Source organism: Curtobacterium sp. MCPF17_021, assembly GCF_003234605.2.
In the GTDB taxonomy this organism is placed as follows: domain Bacteria; phylum Actinomycetota; class Actinomycetes; order Actinomycetales; family Microbacteriaceae; genus Curtobacterium; species Curtobacterium flaccumfaciens.
In genome coordinates this window covers 1,231,692-1,253,429 of record NZ_CP126252.1, presented here as the reverse complement: position 1 = coordinate 1,253,429, position 21,738 = coordinate 1,231,692, and the positions used below count along the sequence as shown (strand labels likewise).

The following is a 21,738-nucleotide window of genomic DNA, read 5'->3' as shown; positions in this document are numbered from 1 at the left end:
GGAGCGGCTACTCGAAACGGACGGTCCCGCGGCCGGAAGGCGGCCGTTTCCCGCCGCCGTCGAGTGCCCGCGCAACGGCGATCCGGACGACACCGGAGCTGTAGCCCTTGCGCATCAGGAAGCCGGACAGCCGGCGTTCCGCAGTGGCCCGGTGGAGTCCGCGCATCTGCGGTGCCCGCTTGTCGGCGAGTTCCTGCGCGCGGAGGAACTCGTCGTCCTCGTCGTCGGCGGCCTCGTCGAGTGCGGTGTCGATCGCCACCTGGTCGATCCCCCGGCGACGGAGCTCCGTCACGACACCCTGTCGACCGAGGCCCTTGCGGGCGTGCAGTCGATCCACCAGGTCGGTGGCGAGGGCGACGTCGTCGAGGAGCCCGACACGGGTCAACCGCTCGATCTCGTGCTCGACCACGTCGGGGTCGAGGTCCTGCTGCAGCAGCAGGGTCCGCATCTCGGACTCGGTCACGCCCTTGCGCCCGAGGGCACGCAGGCTGAGCCGTTCGGCGTCGGCGCGCTGTTCGTCGAGCGGACGGGGTGCGTCGGCCGGGTCGATCTCCCCGCCGCCGGCGATGGAGAACACCGACGCCGTGGTGGCGTCAGCCGTCTCCGAGTCGTAGCCGTCCTGCTCCGCACGGGTCGAGCGCCCGCTGCCGTCACCGATGACGGGCGACACCCATGCTGCCGGCCCGCGGGCACCGTGCAGGGGCACCGGCGAATCGGCGTCGAACGATGCGGGGAACTCGTCCGCACGACCTTCGTCCGACTCGGGCAGCGCCCAGCCGTCGGTGTCGCGCGGTTCGTCCGGTGACACCGGAGGCTCGGGGATCGCGGGCGTCACCGGGGTGACGGGGGCACGGCGACGCGACCTCGCACCGAACAGGTCGGTGACCGGTGCGAGGCCGTCGTCGTCGTGGTCGGTGCTCACGCGCCCTTGCGCTCCGCGAGCTTCGGCGCGATCGACTCGACCGGGGCGTCCTCGGCCTTGGCGCCGCCGACGCCGAGCTTGGCGAGGATCTTGCCTTCGATGTCGGCAGCGATCTCGGGGTTCTGGATCAGGAAGGAACGCGAGTTCTCCTTGCCCTGCCCGAGCTGGTCGCCGTCGTAGGTGTACCAGGCACCCGACTTCTTGACGATGCCGTGGTCGACACCGAAGTCGAGCAGCGAGCCTTCGCGCGAGATGCCGACGCCGTACAGGATGTCGAACTCGGCCTGCTTGAAGGGCGGTGCCATCTTGTTCTTGACGACCTTGACGCGCGTGCGGTTGCCCACCGCGTCGGTGCCGCTCTTGAGCGTCTCGATGCGGCGGATGTCGAGGCGGACGGACGCGTAGAACTTCAGCGCCTTACCGCCCGAGGTGGTCTCGGGCGAACCGAAGAACACGCCGATCTTCTCGCGCAGCTGGTTGATGAAGATCATCGTGGTCTGCGTCTGGTTCAGGCCACCGGCGAGCTTTCGCAGGGCCTGGGACATGAGGCGGGCCTGCAGACCGACGTGCGAGTCACCCATCTCGCCCTCGATCTCGGCACGGGGCACGAGGGCCGCGACGGAGTCGATGACGATGAGGTCGATGGAGCCGGAGCGGACCAGCATGTCCGCGATCTCGAGCGCCTGCTCGGCGGTGTCGGGCTGCGACACGAGCAGGGCATCGATGTCGACACCGAGCTTCTTGGCGTACTCGGGGTCGAGCGCGTGCTCGGCATCGATGAAGGCCGCGATGCCACCGGCGCGCTGGGCGTTGGCGATGGCGTGGATGGTGAGGGTCGTCTTACCCGACGACTCCGGGCCGTAGATCTCGACGATGCGGCCACGGGGCAGGCCACCGATGCCGAGCGCGACGTCCAGCGCCACCGATCCGGTCTGGATGACGTTGACGGGGGCGCGTTCGTCCGAACCGAGGCGCATGATCGCACCCTTGCCGAACTGCCTGTCGATCTGTGCGAGTGCGGTCTCGAGGGCCTTTTCGCGGTCTGCCGGTGATGGCATGGGGTGCTCCTTCGTGCTCGTGTTCGGCCGCCTGTAGGCTGTCGCGTCCACGCCAACCGATGGTGCAAGGCCGATGGTTCTGCGACAAGGCTTCGGGCTGTTCCCGATGTCCATCAACCTATGGCGAGCCACCGACATCACTGCCGACGGTCACGCGATCTGTGGATGGAACATCCGGGCGACGCCGCTGTGGAGGAAGCTACCACCGATCGAACACGCGTTCGAGCAACACGCCGAACACAGTTTCGGGTGCGCGGCCCCGCGGGACCCGCTCAGTCCTGGGGTTCGGCGAGGCCCTTGCCGTGCCGCCGGTCCATCGGGACGTCCTGTGAGTCGCACAGTGCGTCCCACACCCGGCGGGCCTCGATGCCAGCCGCGAGGGCGTCCACGGCGGAGCGACCGCCCAGCCCCTCGAGCACGACGTCACGGGTGACCACGGAACCGTAGGCCTCACCGAACACCTGGTCGACGGCTCGCCAGAACTCACTCACGCGCATCCGACCAGCCTAGGCGCGTGGTCGTGGGCCGGAACGCAGAACGCCCCCGCCGGGAAGGACCGGCGAGGGCGTTCGGTGCGATGCGCTCAGCGCACCGCGAGGTCGTTGTCGAACTCGGCGACGAGGTCGTCCGGGAGCGTATCGGGGACGGGGGTCAGCCCCTCGACGATCGCGAGGCGGTCGCCCACTTCGCGCATGATGGTCGAGATGGGCGTGTCCAGAGCATCCGCGACGGACGCGAGGATCTCCGAGCTGGCTTCCTTCTGCCCGCGCTCGACCTCACTGAGGTACCCGAGCGCGACACTGGCCTTGGACGCGACCTGACGGAGGGTCCGGCCCTTCTGCAAGCGGAAGTCCCGGAGCACATCGCCGATTTCCTGACGAACGAGAACCATGAGAACTCCTCCTCTCTGTCGTCTCCGCGCCCGCTCGGTCCGGTGGATCGAGTTCGGGTTCAGCAACAATAGCGTTGCCGGTTGCAGCATGTTAGCCAGGCTGGCTGCCGTACTGCTGGAGATTTCGTGAGATGTAACCCAGTGGAAACGGGACCTATTCCCGGCCCCGGACCTCGGACGACATCCGTGCAAGGAGTTCGGAGACGGTGGCGTGCCGGATTGCTCCCCGGTCACCGTCGAGGTGCAGCTCGAAGGCCTCAGCCCCCGCGGCGGAGGCGATCCCCACGTACACGGTGCCGACGGGCTTGCCGTCCTGCGGGTCCGGGCCGGCGACGCCCGTCGTGCTGATCCCCCACGTCGCGGGTTCCCCGTCGACGGACAGCGCGATGCGGACACCGGCGGCCATCTGCCGGGCGACCTCCGGGTGCACGGCGCCCTCGGCCTCGAGCAGCTCCGCCGAGACCCCGAGCACGGAGTGCTTCACGGGCGTGGCGTAGGCCACGACGCCGCCGCGGACGACGGCGCTCGCGCCCGGCACGTCGACGAGCGTCGCGACGACGAGGCCCCCGGTCAGCGATTCCGCCACGGCGAGGGTCTCGCCCCGTGCCGTCAGCTCGGCGATGAGTCCCGGTGCGACCGGGACGGGAGGCGCGGCCTGCGTCGAGCGGTCGGGCCCGGTCATGCGGTGGTGCGGTTGTGCTTCCATGCCTGCCAGAGGTAGTCGATCCCGCTCAGGATCGTTGCCAGGAACGCGGCCGTCATCAGGATGCCGTTGACCCAGTGCGCCCAGTCGCCGACCAGGTTCCACCACGGGAACAGCGCGGCCGTCAGGGCGACGGCCTGCAGCACGGTCTTGATCTTGCCGCCACGGCTGGCCGGGATCACCCGGTCGGAGAGCACCGCGAACCGGAAGACCGTGATGCCGATCTCGCGCACCATGATCAGCACGGTCACGTACCACGGCAGTTCCAGCAGGATCGACAGGGCGACGAGCGCACCGCCGATGAGCACCTTGTCGGCGATCGGGTCGACGAGCTTGCCGAAGTCCGTGACCAGGTTCTGCCGACGGGCGATGATGCCGTCCGCGCTGTCCGTGACGATCGCCACGACGAAGACGACCGCCGCCCAGATGCGCAGGGGGCCGTCGTCACCGGCGTCGGTGAGCAGCAGGACGAAGAACAGCGGCGCCATCAGGATGCGGATGACCGTGATGATGTTCGCGACGTTCGCGGTCGACGCCGGGCCGGGGCCCTTGCGCAGCAGCCGCCCGCGCCACGGGAACCGTGCGCCGTGCGTGGTGTTCGTGCTGTCCGAGGCGGTCATCGCCGTCACTCCCTGCCCGTCAGTCCCCACGCGTCCTCATCGGGCTCGTCGTGGACTTCATCGTACCCGCGGGTCATGTCCCCGACGGGGTCTGCTCCGTAGCGGTCACCGTCGCCGGACGGCGTCGGGGCCGGCGCTGCCGGAGCGGCCGCGGCGGGCGGCCCCTCGCCACGGAGCTTCGCGAGCACCGCGGGCAGCTGGTCGGCGGTCACCAGGACGTCGCGGGCCTTCGAGCCCTCGGACGGCCCGACGATGTCGCGCGACTCCATCAGGTCCATCAGGCGACCGGCCTTGGCGAAGCCGACGCGGAGCTTGCGCTGCAGCATCGACGTCGAACCGAACTGGGTCGAAACGACCTGCTCGACGGCCGCGAGCAGGAGTTCGAGGTCGTCACCGATGTCGGCGTCGATCTCCTTGCGCTCGACCACGGCCTGGACGTCCTGGCGGTACTCGGGCTGCGCCTGCCGCGTGACGTGCTGGACGACCTCGGCGACCTCGCCCTCCTGCACCCAGGCGCCCTGCACGCGGAGCGACTTGGACGAGCCCATCGGCAGGAAGAGCGCGTCGCCCTGACCGATGAGCTTGTCGGCGCCCGGCTGGTCGAGGATGACGCGGGAGTCCGTGACGCTCGTGACCGCGAAGGCGATGCGCGACGGCACGTTCGCCTTGATCAGGCCGGTGATGACGTCGACCGAGGGACGCTGCGTCGCGAGCACCAGGTGGATGCCGGCAGCACGGGCGAGCTGGGTGATGCGGACGATCGACTCCTCGACGTCACGGGGCGCCACGAGCATGAGGTCGGCGAGCTCGTCGACGACGACGAGCAGGTACGGGTACGGCTTGAGCTTCCGCTCACTGCCCGCCGGCAGGACGATCTCGTTGTTCTCGATCGCCTTGTTGAAGTCGTCGACGTGGCGGAACCCGAACGACGCCAGGTCGTCGTACCGCATGTCCATCTCCTTCACGACCCACTGCAGCGCTTCGGCCGCCTTCTTCGGGTTCGTGATGATGGGCGTGATGAGGTGCGGGACACCGGCGTAGATCGAGAGCTCGACGCGCTTCGGGTCGACCAGGACCATGCGGACCTCGGACGGCTTCGCACGCATCAGCAGCGACGTGATCATCGAGTTGATGAACACCGACTTGCCGGAACCGGTGGAGCCGGCCACGAGCAGGTGCGGCATCTTCGCCAGGTTCGCGACGACGAAGCCGCCCTCGACGTCCTTGCCGACGCCGATCGTCATCGGGTGCTTCGACTTTCGGGCGGCGTTCGAGCGCAGCACGTCACCGAGCGAGACGATCTCGCGGTCGGTGTTCGGGATCTCGACGCCGATGGCGCTCTTGCCCGGGATCGGCGACAGGATGCGGACCTCGTTCGAGGCGACCGCGTACGACAGGTTCTTCGACAGGGCAGTGACCCGCTCGACCTTGACGCCGGGGCCGAGCTCGATCTCGTACCGGGTCACCGTCGGCCCGCGGGAGAACCCGGTGACCTTCGCGTCGACCTTGAACTCGGTGAGCACCCCGGTGATGGCGGCGACGATGTCGTCGTTCGCCTGGCTGCGCGCGACCGAGGGCGTTCCGGAACTCAGCGTCGTGGCGGCGGGCAGTCGGTAGGGCTTCGACGGATCGTCATCGGAACCGGCGGCGGCCGCGCTCAGCTCGGCGGCGGCGTCGATGTCCTCCGGCTCGTCGACGATCTCAGGCTCGGACAGCACCTCGGGCACCGCGGGACGGATGTCGGCGGTCGGCTCCGGCCGCGCGGGGACGTCGGTGCCGAACGCGCGGAGGGCCTGCTCGGCGTCCTGCAGGTCCTGCTCGACGGAGTCGTTGAGGTTGACCGACGCGGGCTCGGCCGGCGTGAGGTCGACGAGCCCGGCGGCGGCACCGGCGTTCGGGCTCACGGCGGGCGCAGCGGGCACGACGGGGGCAGCTGGTGCGACGGCAGCGGCAGCCGGGGCGACCCCGCTGGCCGGGGGCAGCACGGGGCTGTCGTACGCCGGGTCCTCTTCACGCCCGGACTTGTTCCGGCGCCACCACGGCACGTTGTCGCCACCGGCTTCGGCGTCGGCAGCGGCCTGCTCGTCACCGAACCCGAGGTCGTCGAACAGCTGGAAGTCGGTGTCGCCCTTCTTGCCGCGCTTCGACGTGCGGGCACGGGCGGCGGGCTCCGCCACGGCGGCGGCGTCGGCCTCGGGTTCTGCTGCGGGGGCCGGGGCGCCGAACAGGTAGGCGTAGAGCTCGTGCAGGCGTCGCCCGAGCTTGTTCGGCGGCGTCTTGGTGATGATGAAGAGCGAGAGCACCAGCAGCACGATCGCCACGGGGACGGCCACCCAGGCGGTCGCGATCGTGACGAGCCAGCCGATGACCACCCAGCCGAGCACCCCACCGGCGGCGGCCAGCGCGGGCATGCCGTCGGCCGCGCTCGGTCGGCCGCCGAAGACGTGGCAGAGCGAGGCGATCGACACGATCAGGATGCCCAGGCCGATGCCGATCCGGGTGTTGTCGTGCACCGAGGCCGGGTGCCGGAACAACCACCCGGCGAACACGATCATGATGACGGGCAGGGCGAAGGCCAGGCGGCCGAACAGCCCGCCGAACGTGTACGCGTCGAGTGCGACGGAGACGCTGTTGGTCGGGTTGAGCCACTCGACGACCCCGCCGGCGATGGCCAGCAGGAACAGCAGGAACGGGAACCCGTCCCGCCGCTGGTCCTTCTCGAGGGTCTCCTTGCCGAGCAGCCGGAACATCGCGCCGACGCCGTGCGCCATCGCGAGCCAGAAGGTCACGAGCGGGTTCTGCTCGCGGAACACCGGCGTGGGTGCGGCCTGCGGCAGCTTCTTCGTCGTGGCCTGGGTGCGCGACGAACCGCGCGTCCCGTTGCCACGGGACGACGTGGACGCGCGCGAGCGCGTGGTCGACTTGGTGCCTCCGGCCATGGGCAGAACCCTAACGCCCGCTCAGGACAAACGCAGGAAGGCCCGCCGCAGCGTCCGTGACGGACGCTGGACGGGCCTCCCGGGCCGGACGGACGCGAACGCGCGCCCACCCTGCGAACGGGCCCTACGCCTCGATGACCACCGGGACGATCATCGGACGACGGCGGTGCTTGGTGTTCACCCAGCGACCGACCGTGCGACGGACGACCTGCGCGAAGGCGTGCGAGTCGCGCGTGCCGTTGGCCGCGGCCTCGGAGATCGCCTTGGCGATCTGCGGGCGGACGTCGTCGAACACGGAGTCGTCCTCGGCGAAGCCACGCGACTGGATCTCCGGGCCGATCACGCACTGCCCGGTGGTGAAGTCCACCGCGCAGAAGATCGAGATGAAGCCCTCTTCCGCCAGGACGCGGCGGTCCTTCAGGTCGGCGTCGGTGATCTCGCCGACGGTGGAGCCGTCGACGTAGACGTAGCCGATGTCGAGCTGGCCTGCGACCGTCGCGACGCCGTCCTTCAGGTCGACGACGATGCCGTCCTGCCCGAGGATCACGTTGCGCGGCGGGACACCCGTCTGGATCGCCAGGTCGGCGTTCGCGTACAGGTGGCGGTGCTCGCCGTGGACGGGGAGCACGTTGCGCGGCCGCAGGATGTTGTAGCAGTAGAGCAGCTCGCCGGCGGAGGCGTGTCCGGAGACGTGCACCTTCGCGTTGCCCTTGTGCACGACCTTCGCACCGAGCTTGGTCAGCCCGTCGATGACGCGGTACACGGCGTTCTCGTTGCCCGGGATGAGCGACGACGCGAGGATGACGGTGTCGCCCTCGCCGATCTCGATCTGGTGCTCGAGGTTCGCCATGCGGGCCAGGACGGCCATCGGCTCACCCTGCGACCCGGTCGACATGTAGACGATCTGGTCGTCGGGGACGTTCTTCGCCTTCTTCGTGTCGATGAGCACGTTCTCCGGCACCCGCAGGTACCCGAGGTCGGCGGCGATCGTCATGTTGCGGATCATCGAGCGCCCCATGAACGCGACCTTGCGGTTCCCGGCCGCGGCGGCGTCGAGGACCTGCTGCACGCGGTGCACGTGCGACGAGAAGCTCGCCACGACGACCTTCTTGCGGGCGCGCATGATGATGTTCTCGAGCACCGGGCCGATGTCGCGCTCCGGAGCGGTGAAGCCCGGCACGTCGGCGTTCGTGGAGTCCGGCAGGAACAGGTCCACGCCGGCCTCGCCCAGACGGGCGAACGCACGGAGGTCGGTGATGCGGTCGTCCAGCGGGAGCTGGTCCATCTTGAAGTCACCCGTGTGCAGCACACGACCGGCGGGGGTCGTGATCGCGACGGCGAGGGCGTCCGGGATGGAGTGGTTCACGGCGACGAACTCGAGGTGGAACGGGCCGATCTGCTCGGTCTGGTCCTCGGCCACGACGAGCGTGTACGGCTTGATCCGGTGTTCCTTGAGCTTCGCCTCGACGAGCGCGAGGGTCAGCGTGGAGCCGATCAGCGGGATGTCGTCGCGGAGCTTGAGCAGGTACGGGACGGCGCCGATGTGGTCTTCGTGGCCGTGCGTGAGCACGACACCGAGGACGTCGTCGAGGCGGTCACGGATCGGCGAGAAGTCCGGCAGGATCAGGTCGACACCGGGCTGGTGCTCCTCGGGGAACAGCACGCCGGCGTCGACGATGAGCAGCTTGCCCTCGTACTCGTAGACGGTCATGTTGCGACCGATCTCGCCGAGGCCCCCGATGGGGACGACGCGGAGGGTGCCGGCTTCGAGCGGCTGCGGTTCGGAGATCTGTGTGGGCATTCGGTCCTACGGATTCGGGCGACGCGCGTGCTGCGCGCCGCGGTGTTCGCTAGCGGGTGGTGCCTGGCACCTTCGGTAGTGCACCGCCGGCCGCCGCGTTGCGGTCGGGGCGGAAGTTCGAGAAGTCGGCGCCGGGCACGTCGCGCACGGCTTCGAGGGAGGTCTCGATGGCGTACGCCTCGGAGTCCTCGGGGCCGACGAGCGGCAGTCGGACACGCGGGCTGCCGATGCGGCCGAGCCCGTGCAGGATGTACTTGGCGGCCACGGTACCGGGAACGTGCGTCATCACGGCGCGGACGAGCGGCTCGAGTCGCTTGTGCTCGGCCGTCGCGGTGGCCAGGTCGCCCCGGTTCACGGCGTCGACGATGGTGCGGTACGGCGCGCTCGTGATGTTCGCGGTCACGCCGATCAGGCCGGTGGCGCCGATCGACAGGTGCGGGAGCACGTTCGTGTCGTCGCCGGAGAAGTACATGAGGTCGGTGTTGTTCAGCACCCGCGAGACCTCGGCGAAGTCGCCCTTGGCGTCCTTCACGGCCAGGATGTTCGGGTGCTTGGACGCACGCAGGATCGTGTCGTACGTGATCGGGATGCCGGTGCGGCCCGGGATGTCGTACAGGATCACCGGCAGGTCGGTGGCGTCCGCGATCATCCGGAAGTGGGTGAGGACACCCGACTGCGTCGGCTTGTTGTAGTACGGCGTGACGATCATCACGCCGTCCGCGCCGGCCTTCTCGCTCTGCTTGTACAGGTGGATCGCGTGCGCGGTCTCGTTCGAGCCACCGCCCGTGATGATCTTCGCGCGGCCGGCGGCGACGGACTTGCCGACCTCGACCAGACGGAGCTTCTCCGGGTCGGTCAGCGTCGACGTCTCGCCGGTCGTGCCGGTGACGACGATGCCGTCGGCGCCGGCGGTGATGCAGTCGTCGATGTGCTGCTCGACGCCGGGCCAGTCGACCTCGCCGTCGGCCGTGAACGGGGTCACGAGGGCGACGAGGACCTGACCGAAGGGATTCTCACGCGGGGACACGGGCACCAGCGTACCGGGGATGCGCGCGAGGACCGCCGTCCGTGTGGACGGTGGACAGCCTGCGGCGCGGCCGGGAGGCCCGGATCACGTCCGTCCCGCCGGTCACGCCCGGCGCGTGCGGGCGCTCAGGCGCGGCGTTGCCACTCCAGGAACCGGTAGCGGGTGCCCGTGCGGGATTCCTGCCACGGGCCCTCGTCGGCGAGCGTCCAGCCGGCCGCCTCGTCGAGCGTGGGTGCGACGGTGTCGCCGGGCACGTCGACGTCGATCAGCGTCTCGGAGACGTGGTCGGCCGCGTCGAGTGCGGCGGCGTAGACCTGACCGCCGCCGATGACCCACACGGTCTCTTCGGCGCCCTCGGCACGCTCGAGTTCGGCCTGTAGGTCGTGCACGACCTCGGCGCCGTCTGCCGTCCACGTCGTGTCCCGGGTGAGCACGACGTTGCGCCGACCGGGCAGCGGCCGGAAGCGCTCGGGCAGGGACTCCCAGGTGCGCCGGCCCATCAGCACGGTCGCGTCGCCGGTGACCTGCTTGAAGTGCGCCAGGTCCTCGGGCACGTGCCAGGGCATGCCGCCGTCGGCACCGATGACGCCGGTGGTCGAGCGGGCCCAGACCATGCCGATCATCAGACGGCGACCGCGGCCTTGATCGCCGGGTGGTGCTCGTAACCGACGACGGTGAAGTCCTCGTACTCGTAGTCGTCGATCGAGTCGCGCGGTGCGAGTTCGAGCGTCGGCATCGGGTACGCCGTGCGGGACAGCTGCTCCTCGACCTGTTCGACGTGGTTGTCGTAGATGTGGCAGTCGCCGCCGGTCCAGACGAAGTCGCCGACCTCGAGCCCGGTCTGCGCCGCGATCATGTGGGTCAGCAGCGCGTACGAGGCGATGTTGAACGGGACGCCGAGGAACATGTCGGCGCTCCGCTGGTAGAGCTGGCACGAGAGCTTGCCGTCGTTGACGGAGAACTGGAAGAAGGCGTGGCACGGGGCGAGCGCCATGTCCGGCACGTCGGCGACGTTCCACGCCGAGACGATGAGCCGACGGCTGTCCGGGTTCGTCCTGATCTGCTCGATGACCTGGGCGATCTGGTCGACGTGCTCACCCGAGGGGGTCGGCCACGAGCGCCACTGCACGCCGTACACCGGGCCGAGGTCGCCGTCGGCGTCCGCCCACTCGTTCCAGATCCGGACACCGTGCTCCTGCAGCCAGGTGGCGTTGCCCTCGCCACGGAGGAACCAGAGGAGCTCGTACGCGACCGACTTGAAGTGCACGCGCTTGGTGCTGACGAGGGGGAAGCCCTTCGACAGGTCGTAGCGGAGCTGTGCGCCGAACAGGCTCCGGGTGCCGGTGCCGGTGCGGTCACCCTTCGGCGAGCCCTCCGTCAGGACCCGGCGGAGCAGGTCTTCGTAGGGCGTCGGGACGGAGGCGTCGGGCTGTACGGTCTCGCTGTCGGTCACACACAGAAGCCTACGTCGGTGTGAGTAGCGTTGCGGGCATGCCCGACACGACGGAACAACCGCTCTCGATCCTGGTGGCCGGCTCGTCCGGGTTCATCGGGACGCCCCTCGTCCGCGCCCTGCGCGAGGCGGGGCACCACGTCACCACGCTCGTCCGCCGCGAAGCGCGCACCGCGACCGAGTTCCGCTGGGCACCGGGGCGGCGTCCGCTCGATCCGGCGATCCTCGACGGTGCCGACGTGGTGATCAACCTGGCCGGCGCGAACATCGGCAAGCTGCCGTGGACGGACGCGTACCGCAAGGAGATCCGCAGCTCGCGCATCGACGCCACCGACACCCTGGTCGAGGCGATGCGGCACGCCGCCACTCCCCCGGCGCTGTTCCTGTCGGGCTCGGCCTCGGGCGTGTACGGCGATCGCCCGGCCGACGTGCTGCAGGACGACGCCGCCGCGGGCACGGGCTTCCTCGCCGACGTCTGCACCGCGTGGGAAGCCGCCGCGAACGCCGCTCCCGCCGGGGTCCGGGTCGTCACGCTCCGCACCGGCATCGTCATCGGCAAGGGCGGCGGTGCGCTCGCGCCGCTCGTCCCGCTGACGAAGCTCGGCGTCGGCAGCCGGCTGGGCACCGGCGGCCAGCACTGGCCGTGGATCGCGCTCGAGGACGAGGTCGGCGCCATCGTGCACCTGGCGACCGCGGCACCGGACGTGTCCGGCCCGGTGAACCTGGCGGGCCCCGAGCCCGTCGTGGCCGACCGCATCACGAAGCACGTCGCCGAGGTCCTGCACCGCCCGTACCTCTTCCGGATCCCCGAGTTCGCCCTGCGCCTGGCGCTGCGGGACGCCGCCGACGACATGCTCCTGTCGAGTCAGCGGATGGTCCCCACGAAGCTGCTCGAGTCCGGCTACACGTTCCGGTACACGCAGGCGGCGGACGCGATCGACGCCGTCTTCTGATCCGCCTCCGGCCCCGGGGTCAGCGGTCGGCGGCGCGCGCCAGGGCGGTGCGCATCGCCGAACGCGCGCGCTTGCGGTCACCGGCGGCGTCGTAGACCACACCGAGCCGGTACCAGGCACGCCAGTCGGCCGGGTCCTGCTCGACCGCGTCGCGGTACCGCGGGAACAGCTCGTCGGCGGCGTCGCGGATCGGCCGGCCCGACGGTCGCACCGGGACGACGTCGTCCGGGGTGCCGCCCTCGGCCTCGAGCCGCGCGCCGAGTCGGGTGATGCGGATGCCGAAGCGGAACTCCAGCACGAGCAGGAGCGCCCCGATCGCGGCGACGACGAACAGCGCGACGCCGATGCCGATGCCGATCGGGATCCCGGTCGCGATGAAGGCGACGGCGCGCTGCCCGACGAGCACGATGTACAGGGCGAGCAGCACCGCCATCAGCGCTGCACCCCAGAACGGCGAGCGGATCGTGCGTCCGGCCCGCTCCATCCGACCCACGGCGGTCAGCCGATGCCGAGGACGCTGCCGAGGCCCACGGTGAGGCCGCGCGCCGACACCACGTTCGCCAGCGCCGCACGGATGCCGGCGACGTAGGCGACGTCGTCGTTGGTGTCGTGCCGGATCGTCAGCGTCTCGCCGGGGCCGCTCAGCACGACGTCCTGCACGGCCTTCACCCCGGGCAGGCGGAGCGAGTGGATGGGCACGCTGGCGACCTGCTGGCCGCGGGCGCGCTGGTCGACGTGGGGGGCGTCCACGGGACCGACCTCGCGCCGCGCGTCGGCCATCAGCTCGGCGGTGCGCACCGCGGTGCCCGAGGGCGAGTCGATCTTGCCGGCGTGGTGGGTCTCGACGATCTCGGCGGCGGGGAACCACGGTGCCGCGATCGTCGCCAGGTGGGTGCCGAGCACGGAGCCGATCGAGAAGTTCGGGACCACGAGCACCCCCTGGTCCGGGCGTTCCCGCAGCCCGGTGCGGAGCTTCGCGAGCCGGTCGAGCGACCAGCCGGAGGTGCCGACGAGCACGTTCGCGCCGCTCGACAGCGCGTTCTCCACGATCGCCGGGCTGAGCGACGGCACCGTCACGTCGACCACCAGGACCGCGCCGCCGAAGACCGACGGCGGCGCCTCGTGCGCGCCGTCCTTCGACGACAGGCGGGCGACGAGCTCGAACTCCGGGAGTTCCTCGACGACGGACGCCACGAGGCCCCCGAGACGACCGGTGGCGCCGACGACGGCGACGGGAGTGACCATGCGGTCCATCCTAGGATCGACGCATGTCAGTCGAGGTCAGGACCGTGCCGGCCGATCTGCCCGAGGTCGACGCGCTGCTCGACGCGTACCTGGACGAGCGCGAGGCGACGTTCCCGAGCAAGCAGGGCACGTACTCGCGGAAGCGCACCCCCGCGGCCGAGTTCACGCCGCCGAACGGGGTGTTCGCGGTGGCGTACGACGACGACGTCGCGGTCGGCTGCGGCGGCATCCGTCGGATCGCGGACGGCGTCGACGCGACCGGTGCCGTCGACGTCCGGTTCGAGGTCAAGCACGTCTTCGTGGCGCCGGCCGGGCGCGGCACGGGCGTGGCGACGGCGGTGATGGACCTGCTCGAGCGGGCCGGGGCGGACCTCGGCGCGACGAGCATCGTCCTCGACACGAACGACTCGCTCGTGGCGGCCGGCGCGATGTACCGCGGCCGCGGGTACCAGCGGGTCGAGCCGTTCAACGACAACCCGAACGCGACCGCCTGGTACCGCAAGCCGATCGTCTGAGCCGCCACGGGCCTCCCGGCCGCGCCGCCGCGGACCGGACGGGCAGCCGCTAGACGGGCTGGTCGACGGGCAGACCCGTGCGCAGTTCCACCGGCAGGTGGGCCAGGTCGTTCAGCGTGACGACCTCGGCGGGCTTCGCCGACCGGATCCGGATGATCGTGAGCGCGGTGTGGGCGACGTTCGTGCCCATCCAGCGCCACTCGGGGGCCTGGAACGCCTCGCGCACGAACCAGCCGATCACGGCGTTGTGGGTGATCAGCAGGTCGTGCCGGTCCTCGCGCGCCGGCGTGAACCACTCCGACACGGCGTCGCCCATCTGGGCCTGCCCGGCGACGATCTCCTCTTCGGTGATGCCGCCGTACCAGCCCTGGTAGGCGTGCGGCATGTCCGGGGTCGGGCCCGAGGGGATGCAGTCGAACAGCAGTGTCGAGGGCTCGGGCTGGATCGACAACAGGCGCTGCGACAGGAACGCGGCGGTCTCGCTCGGGGCCTCGAGCGGCGAGTGGTAGACGCCGTCGAAGGGCACACCGCCGAGACGGTCCGCGATCAGGGTCGCCTGGCGCTTGCCGCGTTCGGAGAGCTTGCCGTCCCGCAGGCCGTGTTCGGCGTCCTGGTGTTCGCCGTGCCGGACGAGGTACAGGTAGTGCGACATGTCCGTGCTCAGCTGCCGATCCCGATGGCCGCGGCGAGTTCGTCCTGCTGCACGGCACCGACGACCGAGGTGATCGTCGGCCGGGTGAGCAGGTCGCGCGCGAGTTCGAGCACGCCGTCGGTCGTGACACCGTCGACACGCTCGAGTGCCGTCGACAGGTCGGTGTACTCGCCGGTGCCGAGCTCGGAACGGCCGAGCCGGGTCATGCGGGCGTCGGAGTCCTCGAGCGAGAGCGTCAGCGCGCCCTCGATCTGGCCCTTGGCACGTCGGAGCTCGTCGTCGGTGATGCCGTTGTCGACCATCCGGCGGAACTCGGCGTCGACGATGTCGATGACGCCGGCGACGTTGTCCGGCGCGCAGCCGGCGTAGACACCGAAGGCACCGTTGTCCAGGTACGCGGGGGCGAACGACGACACCGCGTAGGCCAGACCGCGGCGCTCGCGGACCTCTTGGAACAGGCGCGAACTCATGCCCCCACCGAGCACGGCGTTCAGGACGCTGAGCGAGGGACGGCGGTCGTCGCGCAGGTCGAGGCCCTGCGAGCCGCGGAGCATGCTGACCTGCTCGGTCGGGCGGTGCACCACGGACAGCTTCGCCTCGACCGGGTCGGCCACGGTCTCGGGCGTGCGGCGAGGCAGCGGCTCGGCATCCGGGGCGTCGTGGAAGACGCCGTCGACCAGTTCGCAGAACCGGTCGTGGTCGACGGCCCCGGCAGCGGTCACGACGATGCCGTTCGGCGCGTAGTGCTCGCGGTAGTGGGCCAGCACCTCGTCGCGCTGGACCGCACGGATGCTGTCCGGGGTCCCGCCGATCGGACGGCCCAGGGGGTGTCCGCCGAAGGCCGCGGCGAAGAACGCCTCGCCCGCGACGTCGGCCGGGTCGTCGGCGGCCATCGCGAGTTCTTCGAGGATGACCCCGCGCTCGACGGCGAAGGCGTCCGGTTCGAGCACCGAACCGGTGACCATGTCACCGATGACGTTCACGGCCATCGGGACGTCGGTGTCCCGGACCCGTGCGTAGTAGCAGGTGTACTCCTTGGCGGTCGCGGCGTTGTGCTCACCGCCGACCGAGTCGAACGCGATGGCGATGTCGAGCGCCGATCGGGTCTCGGTGCCCTTGAAGAGCAGGTGTTCGAGGAAGTGGGTCGACCCGAACTGCCCGTCGCGCTCGTCACGCGAACCGACGCCGACCCAGAACCCGATGCTCGTCGACGCGGCACCCGGCACCGCCTCGGTCAGCACACGGACACCCGAGGGCAGCACGGTGCGACGGACGAAGGCCCCGCCGGACGTCAGGAACGACGTGTCCGGGGCCCCGAGCGGCAGTGGCACTGGCTGGTTCATCGCAGACGAGCCTACTGATCCGTCGATGCCTCCCGCCCAGTTTTCCGGTCTCGGTCGCGTGCCACTCGAAGTGGGGTACAGAAAATGTGGACAGACCGACTCGTCTGTCTGTCCTCCTTGTGCTACTGTTGGTCACGCCGGATCGAAAGCCCCCCTAAGTTCCGATCCGGCGGCTCGGGACATCAGTCCTGCGCGACCACCGAGTCCCCCCACTCCGGTCGCGGAGCCGATGAGTCCGAGGAGTACACGCTGTGACGGTCGATTCCCCCCAACCGGCCGTCCAGCGTCTCCCCGGCCCGAGCACGAACCTCGCGTCGCCGGACGGGTCGAGCGTCCCCCCGACTCCCCGCTCCGGCGGCGCGAAGGTCCGTGTCCTCGAGACCGCCACGCGACTCTTCTACGAAGAGGGCATCCACAGCGTCGGCGTCGACCGCCTCATCTCCGAGGCGAGCGTCACGAAGGCGACGTTCTACAAGCACTACGGGTCGAAGGACAACCTGATCCTCGCCTACATCCGCACCCAGCACGAGCGCGTGCAGGAGCGGATGGAGCAGCTGATCGCCGATGCTGGCTCCCCCGACCGTGCCGTGCGTGCGTGGGTCGCCGCACTGGCCGACGACGTCAACGACCCGGCGTTCCGCGGCTGCGCGTTCCTGCACGCCGCCGCCGAGTACCACGACCCGCGCGACCCGGTCCGCCAGGTGGTCGCCGTGCACCGCGACTGGTACACCGAACGGCTGGCGACCCTGCTGCAGGAGGCCGGACACCCCCTGCCCGGCGACGGCGCCGACGAGCTCATGCTCGCGCGCGACGGTGCGATGGCCGGCGCGTACGCCGGTGACGCGATCGCCGCCACCGCTGCGCTCAACCGCGTGGTCGACCGGGTGCTCGCGGGCTGACGCCCGGCTCGCCGCCAGCGCTGTCGCCGTCGGCTGTCGGCTGTCGGCTGTCGGCTGTCGGCTGTCACTGTCGCTTTCGCGAAAGCGACAGATCACCGCGAACAGTTCGCGGCATCCTGTCGCCTTCGCGGCACCGACGCACCCGCGCGACGCACATGTGTCGCTTTCGTGGGGCGGTCGAGGCGACCGCGGCCGGACGGGAGGCCCGTGGCGGGCCCGCACCGCGCCTCCAGGCCGTCACGTGCGAACTCCCACAGCCCCGCGCGCGCACCGAGCGCAGCCCGAGCCGGCGGGTGTTGGCTGGAGGCATGGCCAACGACCCCAACTGGAACCTGCCCGACGTCCCGTCCTTCACCCTGACGAGCCCCGACTTCACCGACGGAGGCGAGCTGCCCACCTCGGCACGCGGCTCCGACGTCGGCGGTGAGGACCGCTCCCCCGCACTCGAGTGGTCGGACGCGCCCGAAGGCACGAAGAGCTTCGTCCTGACCGTCTACGACCCCGATGCCCCGACCGGCTCCGGCTTCTGGCACTGGAGCCTGACGGACATCCCGGGCTCGGCGACGTCGCTCCCCGCAGGCGCCGGTACCGATGACGCCCTGCTGCCCGCGGAGGCACTCCGCCGCCGCAACGAGTTCGGCACGGACACGTTCCTCGGGGCTGCTCCGCCCGCGGGCCACGGTGTGCACCGCTACTTCTTCACGCTGAGCGCCCTCGACGTCCCCGTGCTCGAGGTCCCCGCCGACGCGACCCCCGCGGTCGTGGGCTTCATGCTCCGCGGGCACCTGCTCGGGCGCGCGCAGCTCGTGGGCACGCAGGAGACCCCCGCGGCCTGACCGGCACGCGTGGCACCTGCCCTGCAACGGCGAACGGCCGCCGCCCCGGAGGGGACGGCGGCCGTTCGTGCGTCAGGACGCGGAGAGGATCAGCCCTCGGCCGGGTCCTCGGCGTGGGCGCGGACCGTCTCGGCCGAGGTGGAGTCACCCTCGGTCTCGTCGGCCACGACCGGCGCGAGCGACAGCTTGCCGCGGTCGTCCACCTTGGTGACCTCGACCAGGACCTTCTGGCCGACGCCGAGCACGTCTTCGACGTTCTCCACACGCTTGCCACCGGCAAGCTTGCGGACCTCGGAGACGTGGAGCAGACCGTCACGGCCCGGGAGCAGCGACACGAAGGCGCCGAAGGTGGCGATCTTCACGACGGTGCCGAGGAACTGGTCCCCGATCTCCGGGTTGGTCGGGTTCGCGATCGCGTTGACCTGGGCACGAGCGGCCTCGGCCGACGGACCGTCGACGGCGCCGATGTAGACGGTGCCGTTGTCCTCGATCGAGATGTCGGCACCGGTGGTGTCCTGGATGCCGTTGATCGTCTTGCCCTTCGGGCCGATCAGCTCGCCGATCTTGTCGACGGGGATCTGCACCGAGATGACGCGAGGAGCGGTGTCCGCCATCTCGTCGGGGGCGTCGATGGCCTCGTTCAGCACACCGAGGATGGCCGAGCGGGCCTCCTTGGCCTGCTTGAGCGCGGCGTCGAGCACCGTCGACGGGATGCCGTCGAGCTTGGTGTCGAGCTGGATCGCGGTGACGAACTCCGAGGTACCGGCGACCTTGAAGTCCATGTCGCCGAGGGCGTCTTCCGCACCGAGGATGTCGGTCAGGGCCGCGTAGCGGGTCTGGCCGTCGACGGTGTCGGACACGAGGCCCATCGCGATGCCGGCGACCGGGGCCTTGAGGGGCACACCGGCGTTGAGCAGCGACAGGGTCGAGGCGCAGACGGAACCCATCGAGGTCGAGCCGTTGGAGCTCAGTGCCTCGGAGACCTGACGGATGGCGTACGGGAACTCGTCACGCGACGGCAGCACCGGCACGAGGGCGCGCTCGGCGAGGAAGCCGTGCCCGATCTCGCGACGCTTCGGCGAACCCACGCGGCCGGTCTCACCGGTCGAGTAGGGCGGGAAGTTGTAGTGGTGCAGGTAGCGCTTCTTCGTGACGGGCGACAGCGAGTCGATCTGCTGCTCCATCTTGAGCATGTTCAGCGTGGTGACGCCGAGGATCTGCGTCTCGCCGCGCTGGAAGATCGCCGAACCGTGGACGCGCGGGATCACGGCGACCTCGGCGTCGAGCGGACGGATGTCGGCGAGGCCGCGGCCGTCCATGCGGATCTGCTCGGTCAGGATGCGGCCGCGGACGACCTTCTTCGTGACCGACTTGTAGGCGGCGCTGACCTGCGAGTTGGCGACCTCGGGGAGTTCGCCCGCTGCCACCTGCGACGCGATGGCCTCCTTGACGCGCGACTTGAGCGCGTCGTCGGCGTCCTGGCGCTCGGTCTTGGCGGCGATCTTGTAGACGTCACCGAGCTCGGAGAGCGCGAGGGCTTCCACGGCCGAGTAGACCTCGGGCGCGTACGGCGGGAAGACCGGGAAGTCCTGGATCTCCTTGGCCGACTGCGCGGCGAGCTTGGCCTGCGCGTCGACGAGGGACTTCAGGAACGGCTTCGCCGCCTCGAGGCCCTGGGCGACGACGGCCTCGTCGGGCTTGGTGGCGCCGCCCTGGATGAGGTCCCAGGCGTGCTCGGTGGCTTCGGCCTCGACCATCATGATCGCGACGTCCTCGTTGCCCGCTTCGTCCGTGACGACACGGCCGGCGACGGTGAGGTCGAACACGGCTTCGGCCAGCTGCGAGGCCTTCGGGAACGCGACCCACTGGTCACCGATCAGCGCGAGGCGCACACCGGCGATCGGGCCGGAGAACGGCAGACCGGAGATCTGCGTCGACGCGGACGCGGCGTTGATCGCCAGCGCGTCGTAGAACTCGTCCGGAGCGATGCTCAGGACGGTGATGACGATCTGCACCTCGTTGCGGAGGCCGTCGACGAACGACGGACGCAGCGGCCGGTCGATCAGACGGCAGACGAGGATGGCCTCGGTCGACGGACGGCCTTCACGACGGAAGAACGAACCGGGGATCTTGCCGGCGGCGTAGGAACGCTCCTCGACGTCGACGGTCAGCGGGAAGAAGTCGAAGCCCTCACGCGGGTGCTTGCCGGCGCTGGTGGCCGAGAGGAGCATCGTTTCCTCGTCCAGGTACGCGGCGACCGCGCCCTGGGCCTGCTGTGCGAGCCGACCGGTCTCGAACCGGACGGTGCGCTTGCCGTACTTGCCGTTGTCGATGACGGCTTCGGCGAACTTGATCTCGGGACCCTCCAAAAGGGCGCCTCCTTGATGTGTTTCCGGCAGGCCATGGCGACGGCACTCGATGGTGCGTGCGCGCCGATCGTTCCGGACGCATGTCTGGCCAGCAGTAGAAGCACTCGGGAAACCGTTCCGGCCCGCGAGCCACCACCGATGACCAGCTCCGTGCCCGGCCTGCGCAGTGTTGTGTGTGACGTCCGGGGAATGAGTCCTCGGACACGATGGACTTTACCAGTCCTCAGGCTGTCGGCGGCGCGGCTCGCTGGACTCCTGGTGAACATCGGTAGCCTGCCGACATGCGCCTCACCCCCTCGCGGGGCGTGCTCGTCGCGGCCGCCGTGGTCGTCGGCGCGCTCGTCGCCCCGGCCCTGACCGCTGCCCCCGCGAACGCCACCGAGTACCCGACCTGGCAGGACGTCCAGCGCGCCAAGGGCAACGAGACGGCGAAGCGCGCCGAGGTGCAGAAGGTGCAGGCGGCGCTGCAGTCGGCGCAGGACGAAGCAGCCGCGAAGTCGCAGGCCGCCCTGGTGGCCTCGTCGAAGGCGGACGCGGCCGAGTCGGAGTTGGCGTCGGCCACCCAGGCCGCCACGAGCCTCCAGGCCCAGGCGCAGCACGCGAGCGAGACGGCGGACCGGGCCCAGCAGCGGGCCGGCCAACTGGCCGCGAACCTGTACCGCGACGGCAGCACGAACCAGATGACCACCCGCATCGCGACCGCGAAGAACCCGGACCAGCTGCTCTACCAGCTCGGCGCCCTCGACCAGCTGTCGGAGACCTGGGCCGGCGTCATGGACGACGCGTCCGTCGCGGCCGGCACGGCGTCGTCGCTGCACGAGCAGGCCGAGCGGGCCGAGACGGAACGCGCGACGCGCGCGCAGGCGGCCGAGGAGCGCTCGGCCGCGGCGAAGTCGGCGGAACAGGCGGCGGACGCCGCCGTCGAGTCGACGGAGCAGCACAGCGACGAGCTGTACGCGCAGCTCGCGTCGCTCAAGGACAGCACCGCGAAGCAGGAGGCCGGGTACGAACTCGGCCAGCGGGTCGCCGCGCAGAAGGCGGAGCAGCAGCGCAAGCGGGCCGCAGCGGCGGCGGCCGAGGCGGCGGCGAACGCGGCCGCGGCGAACGCCGGGAGCAGCGCTTCCAGCGGCGGCGCGACCAGCGGCGGCACCGGCTCGTCCTACCCGAGCACCGGGGGCGTCGCCGTGGACCCCGCGGCCGCGCAGGCCTACGCACGGAGCGCGCTCGGGTCGTACGGGTGGGGCTCCGACCAGTTCTCGTGCCTGGTGTCGCTCTGGACGCAGGAGTCCGGGTGGCGGGCCAACGCCCTGAACGCCTCGAGCGGCGCCTACGGCATCCCGCAGTCGCTGCCGGCCGAGAAGATGGCGGTCGCCGGAGCCGACTGGCGCACCAACGCGAACACGCAGATCGACTGGGGGCTCGCGTACATCAAGAGCGCCTACGGATCACCCTGCGGGGCGTGGGGCCACGAGATGAGCGTCAACCCGCACTGGTACTGAGCGCTGGGCCGG

General features: G+C 70.6%; 21 protein-coding genes. 5 read left to right on the top strand and 16 right to left on the bottom strand.

Annotated features, from left to right (window positions below):
- Window positions 1-7 precede the first annotated feature (7 nt).
- The 11 genes from DEJ29_RS06005 to DEJ29_RS05955 all read right to left on the bottom strand — a co-directional run bounded on the left by DEJ29_RS06005 (window position 8) and on the right by DEJ29_RS05955 (window position 11,415).
- Window positions 8-922, bottom strand: a complete 915-nt coding sequence (locus tag DEJ29_RS06005) for a regulatory protein RecX (RefSeq protein ID WP_111094680.1) — start codon at window positions 920-922, stop codon at window positions 8-10.
- Window positions 919-1,980, bottom strand: a complete 1,062-nt coding sequence (gene recA, locus DEJ29_RS06000; protein ID WP_027464767.1) for a recombinase RecA — start codon at window positions 1,978-1,980, stop codon at window positions 919-921. The genes DEJ29_RS06005 and recA overlap by 4 nt, the downstream gene beginning before the upstream one ends.
- A 272-nt stretch (window positions 1,981-2,252) precedes the next feature.
- Window positions 2,253-2,477, bottom strand: coding sequence for a DUF3046 domain-containing protein (locus DEJ29_RS05995; RefSeq protein ID WP_071405602.1), 225 nt, complete (start codon window positions 2,475-2,477; stop codon window positions 2,253-2,255).
- An 86-nt stretch (window positions 2,478-2,563) separates the two neighbouring features.
- Window positions 2,564-2,872, bottom strand: a complete 309-nt coding sequence (locus DEJ29_RS05990; RefSeq protein ID WP_027464765.1) for a helix-turn-helix domain-containing protein — start codon at window positions 2,870-2,872, stop codon at window positions 2,564-2,566.
- 154 nt (window positions 2,873-3,026) lie between these two features.
- Window positions 3,027-3,554 (bottom strand): CinA family protein, encoded by a 528-nt coding sequence (locus DEJ29_RS05985; protein WP_110864739.1) that lies wholly within the window; start codon window positions 3,552-3,554, stop codon window positions 3,027-3,029.
- A complete protein-coding gene (pgsA, locus tag DEJ29_RS05980; protein WP_502866890.1) occupies window positions 3,551-4,195 on the bottom strand; it encodes a CDP-diacylglycerol--glycerol-3-phosphate 3-phosphatidyltransferase in 645 nt (214 codons plus the stop codon). The genes DEJ29_RS05985 and pgsA overlap by 4 nt, the downstream gene beginning before the upstream one ends.
- A gap of 5 nt (window positions 4,196-4,200) precedes the next feature.
- Window positions 4,201-7,134, bottom strand: a complete 2,934-nt coding sequence (locus tag DEJ29_RS05975) for an FtsK/SpoIIIE family DNA translocase (RefSeq protein ID WP_111094682.1) — start codon at window positions 7,132-7,134, stop codon at window positions 4,201-4,203.
- A gap of 124 nt (window positions 7,135-7,258) precedes the next feature.
- Window positions 7,259-8,935 carry a ribonuclease J gene (locus tag DEJ29_RS05970; protein ID WP_111094683.1) on the bottom strand — a complete coding sequence of 559 codons (1,677 nt, stop codon included), beginning with the start codon at window positions 8,933-8,935 and terminating at the stop codon, window positions 7,259-7,261.
- A gap of 49 nt (window positions 8,936-8,984) precedes the next feature.
- Window positions 8,985-9,962: a 4-hydroxy-tetrahydrodipicolinate synthase gene (gene dapA, locus DEJ29_RS05965; protein ID WP_017885921.1), complete on the bottom strand. Its 978-nt coding sequence runs from the start codon at window positions 9,960-9,962 to the stop codon at window positions 8,985-8,987.
- Window positions 9,963-10,087: 125 nt separating this feature from the next.
- Window positions 10,088-10,585: a dihydrofolate reductase gene (locus tag DEJ29_RS05960; protein ID WP_111094684.1), complete on the bottom strand. Its 498-nt coding sequence runs from the start codon at window positions 10,583-10,585 to the stop codon at window positions 10,088-10,090.
- The gene (locus tag DEJ29_RS05955; protein ID WP_111094685.1) at window positions 10,585-11,415 is read right to left on the bottom strand and encodes a thymidylate synthase; all 831 of its coding nucleotides are present in this window, start codon (window positions 11,413-11,415) and stop codon (window positions 10,585-10,587) included. Before DEJ29_RS05955 ends, DEJ29_RS05960 begins: the two co-directional genes overlap by 1 nt.
- A gap of 38 nt (window positions 11,416-11,453) precedes the next feature.
- On the opposite strand from DEJ29_RS05955, the gene DEJ29_RS05950 reads away from it, so the two are divergent.
- Window positions 11,454-12,368, top strand: a complete 915-nt coding sequence (locus DEJ29_RS05950; protein ID WP_111038871.1) for a TIGR01777 family oxidoreductase — start codon at window positions 11,454-11,456, stop codon at window positions 12,366-12,368.
- A 19-nt stretch (window positions 12,369-12,387) separates the two neighbouring features.
- Here the strand turns inward: DEJ29_RS05950 and DEJ29_RS05945 are convergent, their stop codons facing one another.
- Both DEJ29_RS05945 and DEJ29_RS05940 read right to left on the bottom strand, forming a co-directional pair.
- Window positions 12,388-12,852 carry a tetratricopeptide repeat protein gene (locus DEJ29_RS05945; protein WP_017885925.1) on the bottom strand — a complete coding sequence of 155 codons (465 nt, stop codon included), beginning with the start codon at window positions 12,850-12,852 and terminating at the stop codon, window positions 12,388-12,390.
- Window positions 12,853-12,866: 14 nt separating this feature from the next.
- Window positions 12,867-13,613: a 4-hydroxy-tetrahydrodipicolinate reductase gene (locus DEJ29_RS05940; protein WP_258375921.1), complete on the bottom strand. Its 747-nt coding sequence runs from the start codon at window positions 13,611-13,613 to the stop codon at window positions 12,867-12,869.
- Window positions 13,614-13,636: 23 nt separating this feature from the next.
- Between DEJ29_RS05940 and DEJ29_RS05935 the strand changes: the two genes are divergently transcribed.
- Window positions 13,637-14,128, top strand: a complete 492-nt coding sequence (locus tag DEJ29_RS05935; RefSeq protein WP_111094687.1) for a GNAT family N-acetyltransferase — start codon at window positions 13,637-13,639, stop codon at window positions 14,126-14,128.
- Window positions 14,129-14,177: 49 nt separating this feature from the next.
- Here DEJ29_RS05935 and DEJ29_RS05930 read toward each other — a convergent pair whose 3' ends face one another.
- On the bottom strand, window positions 14,178-14,780 hold the full coding sequence (locus tag DEJ29_RS05930; RefSeq protein WP_111094688.1) for a histidine phosphatase family protein: 603 nt from the start codon (window positions 14,778-14,780) through the stop codon (window positions 14,178-14,180).
- An 8-nt stretch (window positions 14,781-14,788) separates the two neighbouring features.
- A complete protein-coding gene (locus DEJ29_RS05925; protein ID WP_111094689.1) occupies window positions 14,789-16,123 on the bottom strand; it encodes a M16 family metallopeptidase in 1,335 nt (444 codons plus the stop codon).
- A 251-nt stretch (window positions 16,124-16,374) separates the two neighbouring features.
- Here DEJ29_RS05925 and DEJ29_RS05920 point away from each other — a divergent pair, with 251 nt between their 5' ends.
- Together DEJ29_RS05920 and DEJ29_RS05915 are read left to right on the top strand one after the other, a co-directional pair.
- A complete protein-coding gene (locus tag DEJ29_RS05920; protein ID WP_110859266.1) occupies window positions 16,375-17,022 on the top strand; it encodes a TetR/AcrR family transcriptional regulator in 648 nt (215 codons plus the stop codon).
- Between the two features lie 308 nt (window positions 17,023-17,330).
- Window positions 17,331-17,858 carry a YbhB/YbcL family Raf kinase inhibitor-like protein gene (locus DEJ29_RS05915; RefSeq protein WP_111094690.1) on the top strand — a complete coding sequence of 176 codons (528 nt, stop codon included), beginning with the start codon at window positions 17,331-17,333 and terminating at the stop codon, window positions 17,856-17,858.
- An 89-nt stretch (window positions 17,859-17,947) separates the two neighbouring features.
- Here DEJ29_RS05915 and DEJ29_RS05910 read toward each other — a convergent pair whose 3' ends face one another.
- Entirely contained in the window at window positions 17,948-20,227 is a 2,280-nt protein-coding gene (locus DEJ29_RS05910; protein WP_111094691.1) for a polyribonucleotide nucleotidyltransferase, read from the bottom strand.
- Window positions 20,228-20,508: 281 nt separating this feature from the next.
- On the opposite strand from DEJ29_RS05910, the gene DEJ29_RS05905 reads away from it, so the two are divergent.
- The gene (locus DEJ29_RS05905; protein ID WP_111046605.1) at window positions 20,509-21,726 is read left to right on the top strand and encodes a coiled-coil domain-containing protein; all 1,218 of its coding nucleotides are present in this window, start codon (window positions 20,509-20,511) and stop codon (window positions 21,724-21,726) included.
- Window positions 21,727-21,738: the final 12 nt, after the last annotated feature.